This window comes from Anaerorudis cellulosivorans, from assembly GCF_025943985.1.
Classification (GTDB): Bacteria; Bacteroidota; Bacteroidia; order Bacteroidales; family Dysgonomonadaceae; genus Anaerorudis; species Anaerorudis cellulosivorans.
Genome location: NZ_JAPCWE010000009.1, coordinates 61,355 through 84,594 on the forward strand (window position 1 = coordinate 61,355; position 23,240 = coordinate 84,594).

General features: G+C 42.3%; 17 protein-coding genes. 11 read left to right on the forward strand and 6 right to left on the reverse strand.

The window, feature by feature from the left end:
- The first annotated feature begins 49 nt into the window (after window positions 1-49).
- The 5 genes from OLM34_RS06630 to OLM34_RS06650 all read left to right on the forward strand — a co-directional run bounded on the left by OLM34_RS06630 (window position 50) and on the right by OLM34_RS06650 (window position 6,177).
- Window positions 50-631 (forward strand): DUF5063 domain-containing protein, encoded by a 582-nt coding sequence (locus tag OLM34_RS06630; RefSeq protein WP_264406084.1) that lies wholly within the window; start codon window positions 50-52, stop codon window positions 629-631.
- A complete protein-coding gene (locus OLM34_RS06635) occupies window positions 622-1,206 on the forward strand; it encodes a 3'-5' exonuclease (protein ID WP_264406085.1) in 585 nt (194 codons plus the stop codon). Before OLM34_RS06630 ends, OLM34_RS06635 begins: the two co-directional genes overlap by 10 nt.
- Window positions 1,196-2,389, forward strand: coding sequence for a class I SAM-dependent rRNA methyltransferase (locus tag OLM34_RS06640; protein ID WP_264406086.1), 1,194 nt, complete (start codon window positions 1,196-1,198; stop codon window positions 2,387-2,389). Before OLM34_RS06635 ends, OLM34_RS06640 begins: the two co-directional genes overlap by 11 nt.
- Before the next feature lie 318 nt (window positions 2,390-2,707).
- Window positions 2,708-3,700 (forward strand): GSCFA domain-containing protein, encoded by a 993-nt coding sequence (locus tag OLM34_RS06645; protein WP_264406087.1) that lies wholly within the window; start codon window positions 2,708-2,710, stop codon window positions 3,698-3,700.
- An 8-nt stretch (window positions 3,701-3,708) separates the two neighbouring features.
- Window positions 3,709-6,177: a bifunctional UDP-N-acetylmuramoyl-tripeptide:D-alanyl-D-alanine ligase/alanine racemase gene (locus OLM34_RS06650; RefSeq protein ID WP_264406089.1), complete on the forward strand. Its 2,469-nt coding sequence runs from the start codon at window positions 3,709-3,711 to the stop codon at window positions 6,175-6,177.
- Between the two features lie 9 nt (window positions 6,178-6,186).
- Here the strand turns inward: OLM34_RS06650 and OLM34_RS06655 are convergent, their stop codons facing one another.
- From OLM34_RS06655 to OLM34_RS06680, 6 genes are read right to left on the reverse strand one after another with little or no spacing between them, the layout of a single operon-like run.
- A complete protein-coding gene (locus OLM34_RS06655; protein ID WP_264406090.1) occupies window positions 6,187-8,985 on the reverse strand; it encodes a M16 family metallopeptidase in 2,799 nt (932 codons plus the stop codon).
- Window positions 8,986-9,036: 51 nt separating this feature from the next.
- Complete coding sequence (locus OLM34_RS06660) at window positions 9,037-9,903, reverse strand: nucleoside phosphorylase (RefSeq protein WP_264406092.1); 867 nt, start codon at window positions 9,901-9,903, stop codon at window positions 9,037-9,039.
- 29 nt (window positions 9,904-9,932) lie between these two features.
- Window positions 9,933-10,922: a flotillin-like protein FloA gene (floA, locus tag OLM34_RS06665; protein ID WP_264406094.1), complete on the reverse strand. Its 990-nt coding sequence runs from the start codon at window positions 10,920-10,922 to the stop codon at window positions 9,933-9,935.
- 36 nt (window positions 10,923-10,958) lie between these two features.
- A complete protein-coding gene (locus OLM34_RS06670; protein ID WP_264406095.1) occupies window positions 10,959-11,456 on the reverse strand; it encodes an NfeD family protein in 498 nt (165 codons plus the stop codon).
- A gap of 22 nt (window positions 11,457-11,478) precedes the next feature.
- Entirely contained in the window at window positions 11,479-12,906 is a 1,428-nt protein-coding gene (locus tag OLM34_RS06675; RefSeq protein ID WP_264406096.1) for a tetratricopeptide repeat protein, read from the reverse strand.
- Entirely contained in the window at window positions 12,903-13,709 is an 807-nt protein-coding gene (locus OLM34_RS06680) for a 3-keto-disaccharide hydrolase (protein WP_264406098.1), read from the reverse strand. Before OLM34_RS06680 ends, OLM34_RS06675 begins: the two co-directional genes overlap by 4 nt.
- Window positions 13,710-13,996: 287 nt before the next feature.
- Between OLM34_RS06680 and OLM34_RS06685 the strand changes: the two genes are divergently transcribed.
- The 6 genes from OLM34_RS06685 to topA all read left to right on the forward strand — a co-directional run bounded on the left by OLM34_RS06685 (window position 13,997) and on the right by topA (window position 23,204).
- Window positions 13,997-14,599, forward strand: coding sequence for an IMPACT family protein (locus tag OLM34_RS06685; protein ID WP_264406160.1), 603 nt, complete (start codon window positions 13,997-13,999; stop codon window positions 14,597-14,599).
- Window positions 14,600-14,657: 58 nt separating this feature from the next.
- Window positions 14,658-15,113, forward strand: a complete 456-nt coding sequence (locus tag OLM34_RS06690; RefSeq protein ID WP_264406099.1) for a hypothetical protein — start codon at window positions 14,658-14,660, stop codon at window positions 15,111-15,113.
- A gap of 155 nt (window positions 15,114-15,268) precedes the next feature.
- The gene (locus OLM34_RS06695; RefSeq protein ID WP_264406100.1) at window positions 15,269-16,414 is read left to right on the forward strand and encodes an efflux RND transporter periplasmic adaptor subunit; all 1,146 of its coding nucleotides are present in this window, start codon (window positions 15,269-15,271) and stop codon (window positions 16,412-16,414) included.
- Between the two features lie 15 nt (window positions 16,415-16,429).
- Window positions 16,430-19,543: an efflux RND transporter permease subunit gene (locus OLM34_RS06700; protein WP_264406103.1), complete on the forward strand. Its 3,114-nt coding sequence runs from the start codon at window positions 16,430-16,432 to the stop codon at window positions 19,541-19,543.
- Window positions 19,540-20,718, forward strand: coding sequence for a TolC family protein (locus OLM34_RS06705; protein ID WP_264406104.1), 1,179 nt, complete (start codon window positions 19,540-19,542; stop codon window positions 20,716-20,718). The genes OLM34_RS06700 and OLM34_RS06705 overlap by 4 nt, the downstream gene beginning before the upstream one ends.
- Window positions 20,719-20,861: 143 nt before the next feature.
- Window positions 20,862-23,204, forward strand: coding sequence for a type I DNA topoisomerase (gene topA / locus OLM34_RS06710; RefSeq protein WP_264406106.1), 2,343 nt, complete (start codon window positions 20,862-20,864; stop codon window positions 23,202-23,204).
- Window positions 23,205-23,240 lie beyond the last annotated feature (36 nt).

Consider the following 23,240-nt stretch of genomic DNA (forward strand, 5'->3'; position numbering starts at 1 on the left):
TTTTGCATAACCAATTATCTTTATATAGGTAGAAATTGAAAATCGAAAAATGGCTGAAAACGAAAACGAAAAAATCATTTATTCTCCCGCAGTTATTGAATTTGTAACGGTTTGTGTGGAGTTTTGTGCATTCCTCGAAAAAGATGAGGTAAAAAGTCGTAACGAATGGTTAGGTAAGATAATACGAATTTTGCCTTTACTGTATCTGAAAGCGACACTTCTTCCGGAAACGGTTCAACTCAATGATGAGCCATTGGAAACTTTTGTAAATGAAGAAGATTATGCGCGAATTGAAACAAAAGTGGTTTCCATTATGGGTGAAGACGATATTTATTTGGATGTTTTTGTAGAAGACATGAAATACAGTGATATGCCTGTGTCTGCCTCTATTTCAGAAGATATCGCCGATATTTATCAGGATATACGAAACTTTGTTTCTGTGTATCAATATCATCTTACGGCTCAGATGAATGATGCGCTCAGTCGCTGTGTGGAAAATTTTAGAACATATTGGGGACAAAAGTTGGTAAACGTCATGCGCTCTCTTCATGCGTTGTATTATTTCGATGATCATTTGTTTGAAAAAGAAAGCGGAGATGAAGATTTAAATTTGGATGGCTTGTGGGATTAACAATAACAAAAGAAGAAATAGCAAAACTTCCCAAGGAAACGTTTAACGGGAAAATCGAAGTGATTGACGATATCAATAAAGTACCTGATGCGGTAAATTATCTCCTCTCAAAACAAATACTCGGCTTCGATACCGAAACCAAACCTTCATTCAAACGTGGGCGGTTGCATAAAGTCGCTCTTTTGCAACTTTCGAGCGAAGACACGTGTTTTTTGTTTCGACTGAATCGTATCGGTTATCCCGATTTGTTGGATGAAATTATTTGCAATCCCGACATAAAAAAAATTGGTCTTTCGCTCAAAGACGATTTTGCTGCAATTCGTCGTCGCTCCGATAAAAAACCACAAAATTTTGTTGAACTGCAATCTTTTGTTGATGATTACGGTATCGAAGAGAATAGTCTACAAAAGATATATGCCATTCTTTTTGGAAAGAGAATAGCCAAAAGTCAGCGTGTATCCAATTGGGAAGCCAACGAGCTTAGCGAGGCTCAAAAATCGTATGCAGCACTCGATGCATGGGCATGTCTTCGCATTTACAATCATTTAATACAGGAAGGTCATAATGAAAAATAGGGGGGAAATTATACTGAAGCCCAAAAAAGATGAATCACTGTACCGCTTTCATCCTTGGATATTTTCGGGAGCCATAGCTTCTACATCCGAAGGGTTGCAAGAAGGTGAGGTGGTGAAAGTTTTAGCTGCTGACCGAACTTTTCTCGGTATAGGTCATTATCAGGAGGGAAGTATTTCAATACGTATTTTATCGTTTGAGGATGAACCCATCGATCGGAATTTTTATATCAAACGTCTTTCCGATGCTTACCATTTACGGCAAAAAGCAGGGTTGATTCGTCCCGATAATACCATTTATCGTTTGGTGCATGGCGAGGGCGACAATTTGCCCGGTCTTATTATCGATATTTATGACAAAACGGCTGTTATACAAGCACATTCGGTTGGTATGCATAAAGATCGTCTTCTGATTGTGGAAGCGTTGCAGGAAGTTGTTTCTTCGCAAACCGTAGTGCATATTTTTTATAAATCTGAAGCCACGTTATCATACACCGGCGATCCCGAATTTCAGAATGAATATCTTGTGGGAGGAGAAAATGTAAATCCGATTGCCGTTGAGAATGGATTAAAATTTCATATCGATTGGTTGCGAGGCCAAAAAACAGGTTTTTTCATCGATCAACGAGAAAACCGAAGATTGTTGGAAAACTATGCAAGAGACCGCCGTGTTCTCAACATGTTTTGTTATACGGGTGGTTTTTCGGCATATGCTTTGCGTGGCGGTGCACAACAAGTGGATTCGGTTGACAGTTCGGCTAAAGCTGTAATGTTGACAAATGAAAATATCAAATTGAATTTTGCCGATGATACTCGGCATGCTTCGTATTCGGAAGATGCTTTTAAGTTCTTGAAAAAAATAGAGAAGGATGCCTATGATCTTATCATTCTCGATCCCCCTGCATTTGCCAAACATCGTGGAGCAATAAAAAATGCATTACAGGGATACCGAAAGCTAAACCTTGCGGCATTCGAAAAAATTGCTCCGGGAGGTATAATTTTTACTTTTTCCTGTTCTCAAGCCATTAGCAGGGAACAATTTCGACTTGCCGTCTTTAGTGCAGCAGCACTATCACGCAGAAGTGTTCGTATTTTGCATCAACTTGACCAACCGGCCGATCACCCTGTTAATATGTATCATCCCGAAGGAGAATATTTAAAAGGATTGGTATTGTATGTGGTTTGATTGTTAAAATCGTTAGAAATATGCTTTTAAAGACTTCTTTGGTGTTAAACAAAATTAAATGTTGGGCTTTTATGGCGAGGAATGATGTTCTATAACATAAAAAGGGCTATATTTGCATCGTGTTTTTCATGGTATTAGATTTAAGGTTAACAATGAAGATTGGTTGTCGTGAGACAACCTTTTCTTTTTTATATCCTCTCCCTTTATAGTATCACTCCCTTTTCCCGATATTTGCAGACCGATCATTTTTGCAAATTATCATTATTTGTGCTACATTCTCATCCGATTTGTGCTATTTTTGTATAAAAAATAAATGCGATGGAATTTCGGACATACATTCCCATTTCAAAATCGGATATCGATATTCATCATTCTACAAAAATGATGCTTTTCGGTTCGTGCTTTTCTGAAAATATGGGAAGGATGTTGTCCGAAAATAAATTCGATGTAGATGTAAATCCATTTGGCATTTTATACAATCCTTTATCTATTTCTTCAGCGATGCAACGATTGTTGCAAAACCGCACTTTTTCTGAAACTGATCTTGTTTTTCGCGATGGATTGTATCACAGCTTCCTGCATCACGGGTCATTTTCTCATCCGGATAAGGATCGTTGTCTGGAAAGTATTCGCAGTCGTTTTTCAGCCGCTGCATCCCGTATAAGACAAACCGATGTTTTTTTGATTACTTTTGGCACAGCATATGTTTATCGATTGCGTGAAACGGGAGAGATCGTAGGAAATTGTCACAAATATCCGGCGGAGAGGTTTGATCGGTTTCGTTTAACGGTTGACGATATCGTTGGCGAATGGTCTGAACTTATTTCTTATTTATGCAAAATCAATTCCTCGGTGAGAATCTTATTTACGGTTAGCCCCATACGTCATTGGAATGATGGGGCGCATGAAAATCAAGTAAGCAAATCTATTTTGCATGTGGCAATCGACAAATTAATGGAGCTGTGTGGGGATAATCTGCATTATTTTCCTGCTTACGAAATTGTGATGGATGAGCTTCGCGATTATCGGTTTTATTCCGATGATATGTTTCATCCTTCCGAAATAACTATTCGTTATTTGTGGGAGCGCTTTAGAGAAACGTTTTTTTCGCCTGTAACCGAAAAAATCATATCCGAATGGCAACCCATCCATCGGGCACTCAACCATAAATCGTTGAATCCCGAAACCGAAGAATATCGCAATTTCCTTATGCAGACATTAGCAAAACTTGTGCAGTTCAAGGAAAAATATCCGTTTATATCTTGTGAAAAAGAGACAGAATCACTTTCAACTTTACTCAATCTCGTATAATTGGTGCTATGACTTATAAAATTTCGAAAATTGCATCCATTTTGGGTGTGAAAAATGTAAATTTAATCGAATCGGAAATCTCTACCTTATTGATCGATAGCAGAAGGCTTTCCGGTTCGCCGTCTCATACGTTATTTTTTGCATTGGAAACAAAAAACAACGACGGGCATGCGTTTATTAAGGAGCTTTATTCTGCAGGGGTACGCAATTTTGTTGTAAGTAAGCGTTTACCGGAATGGGAGAATCTTCCCGGAAGCAATTTTTTGCATGTAAAAAATACGTTGCGCGCTTTGCAAAAATTAGCCGCTTATCACCGAAGCCGATTCGATATTCCGGTCATCGGAATTACAGGGAGTAACGGGAAAACTATTGTAAAAGAATGGCTTTACCGACTTTTGCAAGACAATTTCAATATTGTTCGTTCTCCTCGGAGTTACAATTCGCAAGTCGGTGTTCCTTTATCGGTTTGGGAGCTCGATGATACCACTGAGCTCGGTATTTTTGAAGCGGGTATTTCCATGCCCGACGAGATGGGATATTTAGAACCGATTATTCGTCCCACAATCGGCATCCTGACAAAAATAGGGGAAGCCCATCAGGAGAATTTTACCTCTCTGCAGCAGAAATGTATGGAGAAAATGACATTGTTTGTTAATTGCAACGTGGTTATCTATGATGAAGATAACGATTTAATCAGTCGGTGTGCCGATATGATGTTGCTTTCGCAAAAAGCTTTTTCATGGTCGCGAAAACGTAGCGATGCACCATTGTATATCTCAAAAATTGAGATACACGAAAAAAAGACGACCATTCATTATTCTTTTCTTCGTTTTGAGCATTCGGTGGATATTCCTTTTATCGATGACGCTTCCATCGAAAATGCCATACACTGCCTTGCGGTATTGCTTTTTTTGGGTATTCATCCGGAAGAAATTTCCAAACGAATGATGATGTTGGAACCTGTGGCTATGCGTTTGGATGTGCGTCAAGGAAAAAACAATTGTATCATTATCAATGATACCTATAATTCGGATGTTAATTCGATCAAAATTGCACTCGACTTTCAAAATCAGCGCAAGATGGATCGTCCCATGAAAAAGACGGTGATTTTGTCTGATATTCTTCAAACAGGAATCATGCCGAAGTCGCTGTACAAAAGGGTTGCCGAAATGGTAGAACAGAGCGGTGTCGATAAATTGATCGGTATCGGACACGATATTTCGGACAATGCGAGCGCTTTCAAAATGGAAAAACAATTTTTCCCTTCGACAGAAGCATTTATTAAATCGGGAATTTGGAGAAACTTCGACAACGAACTTATTTTGGTAAAAGGTGCTCGTGAATATCATTTTGAGCAAATTACGGCTTTGATTGAAGAACGTATTCATGAAACGGTAATGGAAGTAGATTTGGATGCAGTAGTACACAATTTCAACTTTTATAAATCGAAGCTGTCTCCCGGTGTGAAAATGATATGTATGGTTAAGGCCAACGGCTATGGGGCAGGGGCTGTGGAGATAGCAAAAACGCTTCAGTATCATCGTTGCGATTATCTGGCAGTTGCTGTTACCGAAGAAGGATTAGCGCTACGTTCTTCAGGCATTTCGTTACCCATTATTATTTTAAATCCTGAAGTAAACGGTTTTGAAGAATTATTCTCGAATGATTTGGAACCGGAAGTTTACAATTTTAGAATACTTGAAGCTTTTATCAAAGAGGCAGAAAGTCGGGGAATTACCCATTACCCCATCCATATTAAGATTGATACCGGAATGCATCGATTGGGCTTCTTGCCGGAAGAGATTCCGCAATTGCTCGGAGTATTGCAATCGCAAAAGGGTTTGCATGTGAAGTCGGTATTCTCTCATTTGGCTGCGAGTGAAAGTTGGATTTTTGATGAGTTCACGAATAGTCAAGTGGAGACGTTAAAGCTAGCCTCCGAAGAAATTGAAAAAGGGTTGGGATATTCCGTTTATAAACATATTTTGAATTCGGCCGGAATAGAACGTTTTCCCGATGCTCAGTGGGATATGGTAAGGTTGGGCATTGGACTTTACGGGGTGAGTGCAAGCGGATTGAAGGGGTTGAGAAACGTATGTACGTTGAAAACCACTATTTTGCAGATTAAAAACATTCCGGGGCATGAAACCGTAGGATACGGCAGAAAAGAAGAGCTCAATTGCGATGCCCGCATTGCGACTATCCGCATCGGATATGCTGACGGCCTCGATCGGAAATTCGGCAACAGAAATGGCAAAGTACTTATTAACGGCAAGTTTGCCCCCATTGTGGGTAACGTTTGTATGGATCTTTGTATGATCGATGTCACCGAGATTGAAGCAAACGAAGGAGATACGGTTGTTGTGTTTGGTGAAACTCCATCGGTTATTGATCTGGCAGAAAGCATCGGCACAATACCTTATGAGATTCTCACTTCCGTATCTCCTCGCGTCAAACGTATTTATATAAAAGAATGAAACCGCTTTTTATTCTTTCGGCATCATGATAACTGTAGCTCGGTTGTTTTGCGATAGAAATTCTTTTACAAAGATTTTCACATCGCTTGGCGTGATACTTTCCAATATTTTCAAATAATTGCTATGATCATCTTCACCGTAGAAATAATAGTTGTCCAGGATGTTTAGCCAATAGTTGTTTTCTTTTATATTTTCGAAGTATTTTTTTCTCATGAATTCTTTCACCTTCGAGAAATCTGTTTCCCGAGGGCCATTGGCTGCTATCAATTTCAATTCGTCGAGAACAATAGCATTTAGCTTTTCCATTTTCACCGGGTCTGTATCATACATGATTTGCAGGAGGGATTGATTTTTAGGATACCTTGAAATTCCGCCACCGGCATAAACACCATATGTTCCTCCTTCATCCTCTCGGATTTTTTCGGTGTAAACAATATCGAGAATTTGTCCGAGCATACTCATCAACATTCGGTTTTTTTGCGTGAAATCGATAGTGCCCGTGATTCCATTAAATACCGACGCTTTAGGAAGTTGCATTTCGCGTTCAAATAAGTTGTTTACCAATCCTTTGCGGTAATTCATGGGAATCTTTTTAAATTCGGTTTTCGTTGGCGTTCCCGGAAGCGAAGCAAGGTATTGCTCAATTATCGGCTTCACTTTTTCTTCATCGATATTTCCCACAAAGGTAAAGGTGAAACTTCCCGGATTACTGAAACTTTGTTTGTACATTTTCATTATTTTCTCGTAATCGATCTTTGGCAAATCATCCACTTTTAATCTTTTTGTCATCGGATTGTTGCCATAGAGCGCATAGGTTACCGAATCGCTGAAAGCCACCATTGGGTCTGCTTCCTGGTTTTTCAGCTGCGTTTCCATACGTTGGATATAAGAAGCAAAAGCATCTTTATCGCTGCGTGGAGCAGTAAAGTACAGGTAAACCAGTTGTAACATCGTCTCGAAGTCTTTTATGGATGAAGAGCCATTCATGCTTTGCGTGGTGAGGCTGATGGATGGAGAAGCCGCTGCTCTTTTACCGGCCAAAACTTTACGAAGGTTTGTTACGCTGAAGTTGCCGACTCCCCCCAATGTCATTACTTGATTCATTACCTTGCTGTTGAGGGGATCTTCCTCGGCATAAATAGAGGTTCCCCCTTCACTGGTTGAAGTCATTAGTATTTCATCGTTTTTGAAATCGGTTGATTTCAACACTACTTTCATGCCGTTTCCCAACGTCCATAGGGTAGTGCCCAATATTTCGTTTTTTTCCGTTTTCCGAATTTTCCCCGGTTCAGGTCGATTAGGAACAAGCGGTTCATTAGAAATTTCTTCCTGATAAGGTCCGATTTTTTCTGCGTTTACTTCGTTAAAGAGGGCAACCAATTCGTCTTTTGTTGGATAGGCTATTCCCTCCTTCTCCGGACCGGAAACAGAGATGACCACATTCTTATCGCCAATCAATTGTGCAACAGTTTGGTTGATGATTTCCACAGAAATTTGCGACGCAATGGTTTGTATCATTTCGTATTCATATTCGATTCCCGGAATGGGTTCACTGTTAAGGAAATTTCCGAGATATTCACCCGTGTAGCTTGCATTGCGTTGCTTGTCGCGATTATTGTAGGCATTCTCATAACTTTTGAGCATATTTTCACGTGCTCGATCATATTCCGAAACGGTGAATCCGAAACGCTTCATGCGTTCTGTTTCGCGAATCATGGCAGCCAAGGCATCTTTGATTTTGTTTTCCGATGAATTTCCTACCACCGTCCATGCATCTTTGGTCTTCGCAATAAAGTAATTGTCGTCATAGGCATAGGCCGAAGTAAACGGTGCATCAGGCTTTTGGACAATTTCCTGAAGCCGTTCATTTATCATTTGAGAAACTACGTTGTTGATATAATTTACCATTAAACCGGCTTGCGATAGTTTGACCTCGTCGGGTACAGGGTCGTGTTTATAAAATACCATCAAGTTGATGCGCGTCGCTTCAGGATCGGTAGCCATAGCCACAATGGGGTCTTCGTTGTCGGGAACAGGATAATATTCACGTTTTGGGCGGTTTGGATCAAGCTCTATCGGAGAGAAAAGGTTTTTGATTTTTGCTTCAACCTGATCCACGTCTACGTTCCCCACAACGATGATTCCTTGGAGGTCGGGACGATACCATTTTTTATAATAAGCGCGCAGCTCTTCGGGTTTGAAATTGTTGATCACCTCAATTTTTCCTATGGGCAATCTGTCGGCATATTTGCTCCCTTTGTACATTTCGGGAAGAAGTTTTTCCAATATGCGCGATTGTGCACCTCCACGTGTGCGCCATTCTTCACGGATTACGCCTCGCTCTTTTTCTATTTCTTCGGTTTCAAGCGAAATCGCATTCGACCAGTCATGAAGGATCAGCAGGCAGGAGTCCAACAAGCCTTCCCGAACCATGGGGACGTTGGTAAGATAATATACGGTTTCATCAAAAGAGGTATATGCATTTACATTTGCTCCGAATTTTACTCCGTTTTTTTCCAGGTAATCGAGCATGCTTTTTCCCGGGAAATTTTTTGTGCCGTTGAATGCCATGTGTTCCAGAAAGTGAGCCAATCCGGCCTGATGATCTTCTTCCTGCATAGAGCCTACTTTTTGTGCAATGTAAAAATCGGCTCTGTTTTCGGGTAAGTTGTTGTGGCGGATGTAGTATGTCAGACCGTTTTCAAGCGTTCCTTTACGTACGTCCGGATCGATGGGCAGTGGCTCGATTTGTTGTGACCATGAAGCTAAATTTATGGCCAGGAATAAAAATAGTAAAGCTTTTTTCATCTCGTGTTTAGATTTTATTTTTGATTCGACTGTTTATTTTCTTTATACTTTTTATACCCTGTCGAGAACAGTTTTTATCAACTCCTCCATCGAACCTTTATAATCGACTTTTGAGTTGAGTGTAACTCGGTTTGCAATAATGAGGCAAACGGTCATGGCTTTGTGTCCCATAAGTTTGCTTAAACCTGCAACCGCAGAACTTTCCATCTCGTAGTTGGTAATAACATACTTACCGTAGTGGAACGATTGGATTTTTGTGTTCATATCGGGATCGGCCAACGGAAGGCGTACATAACGACCTTGTGGTCCATAGAACCCTACGGCCGAAATAGTTACTCCCTTTATCATATCGAATCCGATTCGATTGACCAGTTCTTCATCGGCACTTACCACATAGGGAGTACAGAGGTATGGCGACGGATTGACATGTTTGCGGAATGCCTCTTCGAAATCTTCTTCGCGAACCGTTTTCGAGTCGGCATAGTAATGGATTAAGCCGTCGAATCCAATGGATTTTTCCGAAATCACGTACGAGCCCACGGGGCAGTGTGGCTGCATCCCGCCCGAAGTACCTATCCGTACCAATGTTAGTGGTTTGAATTCGTCTTTAACGCTTCGTGTTTCGAAGTCGATATTTGCCAAGGCATCTAATTCGGTGAGCACAATGTCGATGTTATCTGTTCCGATGCCATGCGAAAGAGCGGTAATTCGTTTTCCTTTGTACATGCCAGTAATGGTGTGAAATTCACGATTATGTACTTCCTGCTCAACGCTGTCGAAAAAAGAAGCGGTGATCGTTACGCGATCCGGATCTCCCATCATCACGATTTTATCCGAAATTTGTTCCGGTTTCAGGTGAAGATGAAACGCGCTCCCATCAGCATTAATAATCAATTCCGATTCCGGTATAATTCTCATATGTCGGAAAACATTTAAAAAATGCTTGTTTATTTGGGTTGCTGTTTCCTGTCGTCGCTTTCCTGAGGTTTGGCAATAGCGTCGCGCATATCGGTATCTGCCTTGATATTCTGAATGCGGTAATAATCCATTATCCCCAGATTCCCGCTTCTGAAAGCTTCTGCTATGGCGATAGGGATTTCGGCTTCTGCTTCAATTACTTTGGCACGCGCTTCCTGAGCTTTGGCTTTCATTTCCTGTTCAAGAGCAATAGCCATGGCTCGGCGTTCCTCGGCGCGAGCCTGTGCAATGTTTTTATCGGCTTGAGCCTGATCCATTTGTAGAACGGCTCCGATATTTTTTCCGATATCGATATCAGCAATGTCGATAGAAAGAATTTCAAAAGCCGTACCGGCATCCAGTCCTTTTTTCAAAACAAGCTTGGATATTGAATCGGGATTTTCGAGGACCGATTTATGGGATACGGCAGAACCAATCGACGAAACAATGCCTTCGCCCACGCGTGCAAGAATGGTTTCTTCTCCGGCTCCTCCCACCAGTTGTTTGATATTGGCGCGTACGGTTACGCGTGCTTTTGCTATCAGTTGGATTCCGTCGATAGCTACAGCGGTAACCGGAGGGGTATCGATCACTTTAGGATTTACAGACATTTGTACGGCTTCCAATACATCGCGACCCGCAAGATCGATGGCTGTAGCCATTTGAAAGGTAAGATCAATGTTCGCTTTCGATGCCGAAACCAAGGCATGAACTACTTTCTCGACATGACCGCCTGCCAGATAATGGGCTTCGAGATTGTCCCGTGTAATGTTTTTTAAGCCGGCTTTGTGTGCTTCAATCATGGCATATACAATGATATGTGGCGGAACACGGCGCAACCGCATGAGAAAAAGTTGTATCAAGGGGATATTTACTCCGGCCGACAAGGAATTGATCCATAGGAAGAACGGCACATAGTGAAAAAAAATGAGGATAAAAACTACGATTACCGCGATAATGATGATTAAACTGAATTGCATAAATGATGAGTATTATGAGTGTTAATAGTGCTGATATTAAAATGATGTATCAATTGTTGTTTCTTTTCTTTTTACTATGATATTCGATGGATTCACCTTAACGACTTCGATACGGGTACCCTCGTCAATCAGTTCTCCATCTGCCGATTTGCCTTCAACTGCCAATCCTTTGATGCCGACTTTCCCCATGGGATTTAAGCGCGAGAGTGTGATCCCTTGGTCTCCTATTTGAATTTTTTTCAGGTCGCCGGTGTCAATCGTACTGTCGATTTCTTTGGTCAAGGCGATTTTTTTCATGGTTTTTGATCGCAAAAGTCCTATAAATCCGCCTGCAAGTATTGCTGCAGAAATCAGCAAGGTAATATTTCCCGCAGCTGTTCCCATAAAAACATAGGCATAAGCGATGCCGCCAATGATAAATACCAGTCCGGCAATGCCTGCAATACTGATGCCCGGGAGAAGAAAAATCTCGATAAGCAGGAATAGAATTCCAAGTAAAATGACAGTCGCAACAATGATGATATTAAATGTCATGATTAGTATTAATTGTGAGATTTTAATGCGATATATTTCTTATTTCTTCAACTCGGGCTTGCAAGATCAATTGTTGAATCTCCTTAAACAATGCTTCTGCATCTTTTTCGAGAGACAGAATGGAGGTGGCCAAGTTGTTTTTCTCTGCCGCATTGCTCTCCGCATACTGGTCTCGTTTGACTGACAATTCTTTCTGATAGCGATCGAGCGTAGCCTGCAACCTCAATGCCTTTGAATAAAGTTCTCTGGCTGTCGGGCTTTTGAAATCGGATAGTTTATAGTACGTATGTCCGTCGTCCACAATAAATTCGAAATCACCTTTTACTTCTTTTTTGCTCAACGCTTGTTCTTCTTTCGCCAGAGCGATAAGTGGCGAATAATCGACCCCGGGTTTCCAGGAATCTTTGATGGATGAAATGCGCGCCCGATTAATCAGGTATTTTTCGTCGTTACTCTCAATCAAGTTCACCTGTATATTGGGGATGAAGGTATACACACAAACCGAATCTTTAGGCAGAAAGCGATCGGTTGCAAACCAGCCGACATTTTTTTCCTCGTCTACAACCATCATGTAATCGTTGAACGGCGAGTTGAACGGCATGTTCAATTGATTGGGATTCAGATATGAATCGGATGACAAGTTATATCGGGTTACATACAGGTCGCACCCTCCCAGTGAACTGTGTCCGGTGGATGCAAAATAGAGTGTTATACCGTCTGTCATTACAAAAGGATACGCCTGATCTTTCTCATCATTCACAGGAGAGGGCAGTACTTTTTGATTTCCGAAATTGTCTAGAAGTTTCTCCATTGTGCAGATATCGAGTCCCTGAAGCGAATCATATTGCGAGAAATAGATTTTATCTTTCTTTTCGTTGACAAATAGGGGTAGGGTATAGTTTGGATAAGTGTGGAAAAATTCGTTCATCGGTACAAGTGATCCGGAGGAAGCACTCAAATGGTAAGCGGAAAGAAATTTACTTTTCGGGACAATAAGGCTGTCTATGATCTGAACGTCTTCTGTTCGTTTAATGAGACGTTTCAATTGGTTTGCATAAGCTTCTTTTTCTTCCAAGCGTGCCAACGCTTCCTTATCGCGGCGTTTTGTTTTTCGATATTTTTCAAACTCTTTTTCAGCCTCGACAAAACGATACATTTTCGTGTAAAGCTCACCTAAATAGAGGTATGCTTCGGGAATCTTTTTTTGTGAAGCATAAACGAGGTGTTTTTCAGCAGCCGACTCGTTACCTGTTTCATAGAGACATACGCCCAACCATTGATTGAGAGAAGCATCAGTCGGATTTATAAGATACTCCGTTTGAAAGATTGGCAATGCTTCGGCATAACGTCCTTCCAAATACAGTTTTTTTGCTTCTTCAAGCGTTTGTCCCCGGAGAATACAACAACCGAGCACACAAACAAACAGCGTGACAAGGTGGCGTAATTTCATTCTTTTACTATTTTTAATTCAACTTTTCTGAAATCGCATGGATGTCCTTCACTTTGCAACGAAATAGTACCTTTATTCAACATTTTTCCACCGTTTAATGCCTCCAATTTTTCGAAATTGGGATCTCTATCGTCGAGTTGAGGTTGATTGTACACCAAAACAGTATCACCGTTGAGGATGTGTTTGATGACCTCATTTCCACGCACTTCTACTTCAGCCGTTACCCAATCTTCTCCAAAGACGGGAGGTGCGTTTGAATTGATGCAATGGTCAAGGATCAACCGATTATTCATGACAATATTTGTACCCGGTGTGCAGACATTCAGTGTGGGGCGTTGCACGAGGGAATCGCTTCCCAATAGCTGAACTTCGATGGAAACGGGAAAATCTTGATCTTTATCCATTGACAGTGGTGATTGGCCATGAATCATGATTCCCGAATTTTTGTAAGCCCATTCGGGTGCTCCCGGGCACTGCTCGCCTACAAAACGATATTCCACACGAATGATGTAATGCGAAAAGGGTTCTTTATAGAAGAGGTGTCCGAATCGATCGTCAAACGCCTCATATTGGTCGTAACGTACTTTTATCATTCCGTCCTCTACGCGAAAAGTGTTGCCGAAATTTTCACCGGCATCGTATCCTTTTATTTTAACTGTCCAGTCGTTCAAGTCGTTTCCGTTGAACAACTGAATCCATTCGCTTTCATTTTCTTGTGACTGATTGTCTTTTTTCTGATGACATCCCATTGTGAAAATGAAGATGGTGGATAGTAACACGACAAAAAGTTTGGTGTGCTTCATTGTTGTTTAATTTAGTAACGTAACGAAATGTATTCATTTGAATTTTGTTTTAACAAAAACAAATGAATCAAGTTCACCACAAACATACTAAAAAATTATGAGTGGATGATTTTTTTACGTTATTCTTTACGTGTGTTTGTATTAATTTTGATGTATATCCTGAATCGTGTTATAAAGATGAGGGTAAAAATTATCGTGGATCGGCTTTTCTAAACTTCTTTTTCATGTAGACGGAATCAGTTGATTTTAATTTATGTATATTGGAAGGATCGTTGTATTTTTGCGCTATGGAGGATGACGTTTTTAAAACAATAAAAGAAGAAGGCTCAGGTTGCGTCAAGGAAAAAATGAGTAAATTCGTTTCTTTTGCCCTGCATGTGGAAACGGCAGAAGAAGCGAAAGCCATTGTGGATGAATATCGAAAAAAATATGCCGATGCACGGCATGTTTGTTGGGCATACGTGTTGGGATGGGAGCGTACCGATTTCCGATTTAGTGACGATGGAGAACCTTCAGGTACGGCAGGGCGTCCGATTCTCGGACAAATTCATGCTGCCGGCTTGACTGATGTATTGGTTATTGTGGTGCGTTATTTTGGTGGGATATTGTTGGGTACTTCCGGTCTTATCAAAGCCTATAAGGAAGCAGCGGCAGAGGCTATTGCCGATGCAAAAATTTTCGAAAAGACGGTGGACGACACCCTGTCCATTCGTTTTACATATCCGTTGTTGAACGATGTGATGCGTGTGCTCAAACAGATTGAAGGGGTAAGGTGGAAGCAAGATTTTGCAGAAGATTGCACTATGACTGTGTACGTTCGGAAATCGCAATCGGACCGATTAGTTGAGACTCTTTCCCAAATTTATGGCGTAGAAGTAACCTATTTGTAAAGGCAACTTTTCGAAAATAGGGATTTAAATATGGATTTCAAGAAATGATTTTTTACATTTGCCGTATAATTTTTTGGTCGTTCTGAGAAAGAAACCCTCAATATTACCTCTTTTCCCGGCAATGGTTGTTTTGTTGATTGCCGGTTTTATTCCGCATCATCATCCGGAGCACGGGGGAATTTGTTTTATTTTCAGCCCTGCCCACGTTCATGCCGAGCATACACATCGACATCTTCCCCCCTCTTCATCTCATGATACTTGTCCGGCCGAAAGTGTTTATATGGCGACATCCGACAGTGAAACAAAATCGTGGCTGTTTACGTCCGTTACGATAGATCGTTTTCCGTTTTTCGAAGGATTGCTTTCGTTTTTTGGGCAAAAACAAGGGCCTCTTTTTTCTAGTTGGAAAACCATCTCTTATCCCGATTACATTAACCTTTATCGATCTGCCTTTAAGGGGCGATTTGGATCGCTGCGTTCACCTCCCGTTTCTCATTCTCTTTTCCTTTCCTAAAAACAAAGGGATTATCGCTTAATTTCATTCGATTCAAGTTGAAATAAGGGTTTTACCGCTAATCGGTGGGTAGAACCTTCGCGAAATTCGTACCCTTCAACGGGGAAAACGATAAATGTTGTCTTTATAAAATATTACGGTCAAAAAATAAATCAATGAGAAAATATAACTGCTTTCTTTTTTCGGCATTATGCCTTGCTATGATGGGATGCCATTCAATGAAAGAAGAACGCCACGTTCACGAACATGAACACGAAGGTATGGAGGAACATGATTTGCATGCCGGCGAAATTGTTTTTCATGAAGAGCAAGCGCGGGCTGCAGGTCTTGAGGTAATAACGGTAAGTCCGTCGTCGTTTACCGAAGTAATTCACGTAAGCGGACAAATACAATCCACTCCCGACAACGAAGCGACGGTGGTTTCCGCGTCGGCCGGGGTGGTTGATTTTGCAGGGAAATATCTAACAGAGGGGATGAGCGTAAAATCGGGAACTCCTCTTGTAACGGTTTCGGCCAAAAATATGGTAAACGGAGATCCTTCGGTAGCGGCAGAAGTTGAATACGAGTCGGCTTTGCGCGAATACGAAAGGGCGAAAAGCCTTGTAGCCGATCGGTTGATTTCGCAAGAAGAGTTCGAACAAATTCGGCTGCGTTACGAAAAGGCAAAAAATGCCCGTCCTTCGGCCGTAACCTCGTCGGGGGTGACGGTTTCGTCGCCAATCGAAGGTTATATAAAAAAGGTGTACATTAAAAAAGGGGATTATGTGGATGTGGGGCAACCCGTTGTTGTGGTTTCTCGCGATAAGCGGTTGCAACTTCGTGCCGAGGTTTCCGAAAAGTATGCCGATCGACTTCCCACCCTTATGGGAGCAAACTTTAAACCCTCTTACGGCGATACCTTATATAAATTGTCCGACTTGAATGGACGGCTGATTTCTTATGGTCGGTCAGTGGATGATAATTCGTTCTATATCCCGGTTATCTTCGATTTCGACAATCGGGGAGATATCATTCCCGGCTCGTATGTGGAGGTTTTTCTGTTGTCGTTGCCACTGATGGATGTCATTGCTGTGCCTGTTTCGGCATTAACCGAAGAGGAGGGACTTCATTTTGTTTACGTGCAATTGGAGAAGGAGATTTTCAAAAAGCAGGAAGTGCGTATCGGATTGAGTGACGGAGAGCGGGTACGGATTTTATCCGGACTCAAGGAAGGAGACAGAGTGGTCACGAAAGGTACTTATCAGGTAAAATTGGCAGCAACCGCTTCGGTTATTCCCGAAGGTCATTCGCATGCACATTAAAATTGCGGGAAAGTCATGTTGGATAAATTGATTCGCTTTTCACTCGATAATCGGGTGACGGTATTGGCAATAGCGGTTTTGTTGCTGATTGTGGGTTCTTTTGTGGTTTCTAAAATGGAAGTGGATGTGTTTCCCGATCTGAATGCGCCTACAGTGGTTGTTATGACCGAAGCGCCGGGTATGGCGCCGGAAGAGGTGGAGCGTTTGGTGACGTTTCCTGTAGAGACAGCTGTTAACGGAGCTACCGATGTGAGGAGGGTACGCTCTTCTTCAACTACCGGCTTCTCCGTAGTTTGGGTGGAGTTTGATTGGGGTACGAATATCTTTACAGCACGTCAGATTGTTTCGGAAAAGCTGTCGGCCATAAACGAACAATTACCGACCGAGGTGGGAAATCCCACGTTAGGTCCACAGTCGTCTATCTTGGGAGAAATCATGATTATCGGGCTCACTGCCGATTCCGTTACGTCGATGGAAGAGCTGCGTACGTTGGCAGATTGGATCATTCGTCCGAGGTTGTTGTCGACGGGCGGAGTAGCGCAGGTATCGGTTCTTGGTGGAGATGTGAAAGAATACCGGATTGCTCTCGATCCGAACAAGATGAAACACTACGGTGTGGGATTGAATGAGGTGATGGCTGCTGTGGCTGGAATGAATCTTAATTCTTCCGGCGGTGTTCTTTACGAATACGGCAACGAATATATCATTCGTGGAATGCTTTCCACAAATCGAATTGGTGAGATGGGGAAGGCGCTGGTTAAAAAAATTGACGGCGTCCCTGTTGTGTTGGAAGATATTGCGGAAATTGGCAATGGTGCGAAACTACCCCGCATGGGCGTGGCATCGCTTAACGGTAAACCGGCTGTTATGTTGACCGTCACTAAGCAACCCAACGTTGATACGAAAAAACTGACGGAAAAAATCGATGCTTCGCTGAGCGATATTCGCAATAATTTGCCTCCCGATGTACATATTTCAACCGATATTTACCGTCAGTCGCGTTTTATCGATAATGCCATTCACAATGTGGTGGAGGCACTGTTGATGGGTGGACTTTTTGTGGTGATTGTGCTGGTTGTTTTTCTGATGAATGCCCGCACCACGCTGATATCGCTTGTTACCATACCGATTGCTGTATTGACCACCTTTGTGGTGGTGAAATTAATGGGATTGACCATCAATACCATGAGCTTGGGTGGTCTTGCCATTGCCATTGGGTCATTGGTCGACGATTCGATTGTCGATGTGGAGAATGTGTTTAAACGTTTGCGCGAGAATCGATTAAAACCGCAAAAAGAGAAAAAAAGTGCGCTTCAAGTTGTTTTTAATGCTTCACGCGAAGTGCGCAGACCGATTTGGAGTTCGACATTGATTGTGGTGGTCAGTTTTATTCCCCTTTTCTTTCTGCAAGGAATGGAAGGGCGTATGTTGATTCCGCTTGGTTTGACGTTCGTTATTGCATTGTTTGCCTCTACGGTGGTCTCGCTCACACTGACGCCGGTCTTATGCAGTTATTTACTGGGCAGCGAGAGAAGTGATCCACGGAAAAAGGATCCGTTTTTGGTGCGTAAATTAAAAACGATCTACCGCAGCCTGTTGGAAAGCGTGTTGCTACACAGAAAAGGATTACTTTTTGGCGTGGGTGCGGCATTAGTGGTTTTTGTTATCATGCTGTTGTCTTTCGGACAGAGTTTTTTGCCGCCGTTTAATGAAGGCTCGTTTACGATCAATGTGAGTACATTACCGGGGGTATCATTGGACGAGTCGGACAAAATCGGGAAAATGGCTGAAGATATTTTGTTGAGTATTCCCGAGATTCAGGTTGTTGGCCGAAAAACAGGGCGCGCCGAGTTGGACGAACATGCGTTGGGTGTAAATGTTTCAGAAATAGAAGCTCCTTATGAATTGAAAGGACGGACGAAAGAGGAAGTCATTGCCGAAATTCGGGAGAAAATGAAGGTTATTCCCGGTGTGAATATCGAAATTGGTTCGCCGGTTTCGCACCGAATCGACGCCATGCTTTCCGGAACTCAGGCAAATATTGCCGTGAAGCTGTTTGGCCCTGATCTTAACAAGATGTACCGCATCGGCAATCAAATAAAAACAGCCGTTTCGAAAATCGATGGGGTAGTGGATCTTAATGTTGCGCAACAAGTGGAACGTCCGCAATTAAAGATTGTCCCCAAGCGGGAAATGCTTGCCAAATATGGTATTACGCTTCCCGAATTCAAAGAAGCAATTGGTGTGTTGTTGGAAGGGAAACCGGTTTCACGGGTTTATGAAGGAGATCGCTCGGTTGATCTTATGCTGAGGGTTAAGGACGGGGAAAGGGAGAGCATAGAAGCTATCGGTAATCTGGCAATGGATGCCGATGGACAAAAAGTGCCTTTGTACCAGGTAGCCGATATTGTTTCATCGGCAGGACCTCATACCATTAATCGGGAGAATGTTTCGCGCAAGATGGTCGTTTCTGCAAATATCACCGGGCGTGACCTGCAGGGGGCCGTTGACGAAATTCGCAACACCATCGAGAACGAAATCCGGCTTCCGGAGGGTTATCATGTGGAGTATGGCGGGCAATTCGAAAGCGCCCAATCGGCATCGCGCACCCTAACCTTGGCTTCGGTGTTGTCTGTCCTTACGATTTTTCTATTGCTTTATGCAGAATTCAAAAGTTGGCCGCAAGCCGCGATTGCAATGGTAAACCTACCTTTGTCGCTTATCGGTGGAGTGTTTATTGTTTTTTTTACCGGAGGCGTATTGAACATTCCGTCCATTATCGGGTTTATATCGTTATTCGGCATTGCTACCCGAAACGGCGTGTTACTTCTGAATCGGTATAACGATCTGCATGCAGCAGGACTTTCAGTTCACGATACTGTTGTTCAAGGTTCGCTCGATCGATTAAACCCGATTCTGATGACAGCGTTGTCTTCGGCTTTAGCTTTGGTGCCAATGGCTTTAAGCGGACATCTTCCCGGCAACGAAATTCAAAGTCCTATGGCTAAAGTCATACTGGGCGGGTTAATTACTTCTACAGCTCTTAACGGATTCATTATCCCGATGATGTATGGTTTTGTTGCCGGCAAAGACAAAAAGAAACAGGAAAAATTAAATGATGAGCAATGAGAAAGATACTGTTTTTGTGCACGATGATCCTGAATATATCAATCAGTGCCAATAATGACGAAATCAATCGGATTCTGGCTTCCATTGAACAAAATAATGGCAACTTGAAAGCATTGCGCATAGAGGCCGATGCACGGATCGAAGGCAACCGTGAAGAGATGATGCCTGACGATCCGGAAGCGGAGTTTGCCTATTTATGGGGAAGCCCGCATGAAATAGGCAAGCGACAAGACGTGAACGTTTCACAAGGTTTCGATATCCCCTTGATAACGGGAATGAAAAAAAAAGTGGTTTCACGCGAAAACGAACTGGTGGAACTGAATCATCAGTCGGAACGAACACATTTATTGCTGGAGGCAAAAAAATTATGTATCGAGCTGATTTACAATAATGCTCTTCGAGATCAACAAGACAAGCAGCTGCAATGGGTGGAGCATGTGGCCGATGCATACCGTAAACAGTATGAAAAAGGCAATATCGGTACGCTGGCGTACAACAATGTGCAACTCTACCTTACCGAAATAAAACATGAAGTTTCGCGTATGGGCATCGAGCAGAAGCGGATTCTTTCGGAGTTGAAACGACTAAATGGCGGAATTGCCGTCGAACTGACCGGTACGCAATACGATCTTCATCCTCTTCCCGCCGATTTTGAGCAATGGTTTGGACAGATGGAGCAGAAAAATCCGATGCTTAAGTATGCCTATAAGGAATCGGAATTGAACACATATCGGATAAAGGTAGCTAAAAAGGCAAATTTACCCCGCTTTTCGGTGGGTTATCTGATGGAAAATGTGGTTGGTGAGCGGTATCAGGGTGTAACGTTGGGAATATCGGTTCCGCTGTGGAGAAATTCGCAGCGACTGCAACAGGCAAAAAGTGAGGCAAAGGCTTCCGAAATGCATGCAGCTACTATGCGTCAAGAGTTTTATGATGCTTTTCGTGCAATATATCAGCAGGCCCAAGGTTTGCAGCAGTTGATACTTGATTATCATGCTTCCATGAGATTATATGATAATGCCGAACTCCTGGAAAAAGCCTTGGATTTGGGCAATATTTCGATTATGGATTATATTTCGGAAAAAAGGCTTTATTATGAAAGAATCACAAAAGTATTGGAGGCAGAGCGAGACTATGAGCTCTTGTATGCCGAACTTACGTATGTCGAACTGTAAAATCTTTTGTTGAATAAATTATGCCTTTCCTGTGTAAGAAAGCAACTAATTTTTAAAATATTACTTATTGATGATACAAAATTACTACTTTTGCACACAAAATATAATTTAAAATACGAAATATAAAGGAGAAAAAGCACGGAATGGGGAAGAATTTGGTTATTGTAGAGTCGCCGGCAAAAGCAAAAACTATTGAAAAATTTCTGGGTAAAGAGTATCGGGTGTTGTCGAGTTACGGACATATCCGCGATCTGAAAAGAAAAGATTTCAGCATCGATATCGAAAATGATTTTAAACCTATATACGAGATACCATCCGATAAAAAGAAAGTGGTATCCGAACTTAAAGCAGCAGCAAAAGAGGCCGATACGGTTTGGCTGGCATCTGATGAAGACCGGGAGGGAGAGGCCATTGCGTGGCATCTCTACGATGTGTTGGGACTGGAAAAGAAAGATACGAAGCGTATCGTTTTTCACGAAATCACAAAATCGGCTATTCAGGAGGCAATCAAAAATCCACGCGACATCGATAAGAATTTGGTAGATGCTCAGCAGGCCCGTCGTGTATTGGATCGGATTGTTGGTTTCGAGCTTTCACCGGTCTTATGGAGAAAAATCAAACCGGCTCTTTCAGCCGGAAGGGTTCAGTCGGTAGCCGTGAGGCTTATTGTTGAACGTGAGCGAGAGATTCAACAATTCAAGCCGGAAGCATCGTATCGTATTGTAGCACTCTTTTCGAAGGAAGAGAATGGTAAAGTATACGAGATAAAAGCAGAATACAATAAACGCCTTAAAACCAAAGAAGAGGCGTTGTCCTTGTTGGATAAGCTTAAATCTGCCGATTTCACCGTGGAGGATATCACGGTTAAGCCGGTTAAGAAATCGCCGGCTCCTCCGTTCACTACTTCTACTTTACAGCAGGAAGCGTCGCGTAAGTTGGGCTATTCGGTTGCGCAAACCATGATGATAGCACAACGCTTGTATGAATCGGGGAAAATCACCTATATGCGTACCGATTCGGTAAATTTGTCGTCATTGGCCATACAGGGAGCGAAAAACGAGATCGTAGACCTTTATGGTGATGAATATTCGAAAACCCGACAATATTCCACAAAATCAAAAGGAGCTCAGGAAGCACACGAAGCTATTCGCCCTACTTATCTCAATGAACGCGAAATCAATGGAACTTCGCAGGAAAAACGACTATACGACTTGATTTGGAAGCGTACCATAGCATCGCAAATGACCGATGCCGAGCTGGAAAAAACTACCGCTACGATTGGTGTTTCCAATGTGGAAGGCAAGTTTGTGGCTACCGGAGAAGTGATTAAGTTCGATGGTTTTTTGCGCGTGTATCGCGAAGGGACCGATGATGAAGAGGCAGAAAATGAAAGTGCTATTCTTCCGCCTGTGAAACAAGGCGAGAGGCTTCTTATGACGGAAACAACGGCTACGGAGCGTTATACCCAGCGTCCGCCACGATATACGGAAGCTTCCTTGGTGCGTAAAATGGAAGAATTGGGCATCGGCCGCCCTTCTACCTATGCTCCTACTATATCTACCATTCAGCAACGAGGTTATGTGGAAAAACGAAATGTGGAGGGTGAAGAACGTACTTATGCAGTCATTACGTTGAAAAACGGAAAAATAAAGGATGCCTTGAAAAAGGAAATGGCCGGAGCCGACAAGAATAAACTTGTTCCTACCGATATTGGTATGGTGGTGAACGATTTTCTTGTGGATTATTTTCCCGATATAGTGGATTATAATTTTACTGCCGAGGTGGAAAAAGACTTTGATAAAATTGCTGAAGGCAAAATGCAGTGGAATAAATCAATAGCCAATTTTTACAAAACTTTCCATCCTACGGTGGAGAAGACAGTAAACATGCGAACCGAACACAAAACAGGAGAAAGGATATTGGGAGTTGACCCCAAAACCGGCCGTCGGGTATCGGTTAAAATCGGACGCTATGGGGCGTTGGCACAAATCGGAACAGCCGATGAGGAGGATAAACCCTTGTTTGCACCATTGCAAAAGTCACAATCCATTGAAACCATTACCCTTGAAGAAGCATTGAAATTGTTTGAATTACCACGCAATTTGGGCGAATTCCGCGGAAAAGAAATGGTGGTAGGAATAGGTCGTTTTGGCCCTTATGTTCGTTATGACAACAAATTTGTTTCGTTACCCAAAGATGCGGATCCGCTCGAAATTACGGCTGAAGAAGCTGTTGCCCTTATTGAAGCCAAAGAAAAAGAAGAGAAAGAAAAAATAATAAAAACATTTTCAGAAGAACCCGGGCTTCAGATTTTAAAGGGGCGTTACGGACCCTATATTGCTTTTGAAAAGGAGAACTACAAAATTCCTAAAGAATTGAATCCTACAGAACTATCACTTGAAGATTGCCGAAAAATTATCGCCGAAGCCGATAAAAACAAAACCAAAAGCGAAAAAAAGGGGAGAAGAACTTCTGCAAAGAAATGAGTATGGTTTGCAGGGTATTCATGTATTGCTGAAATC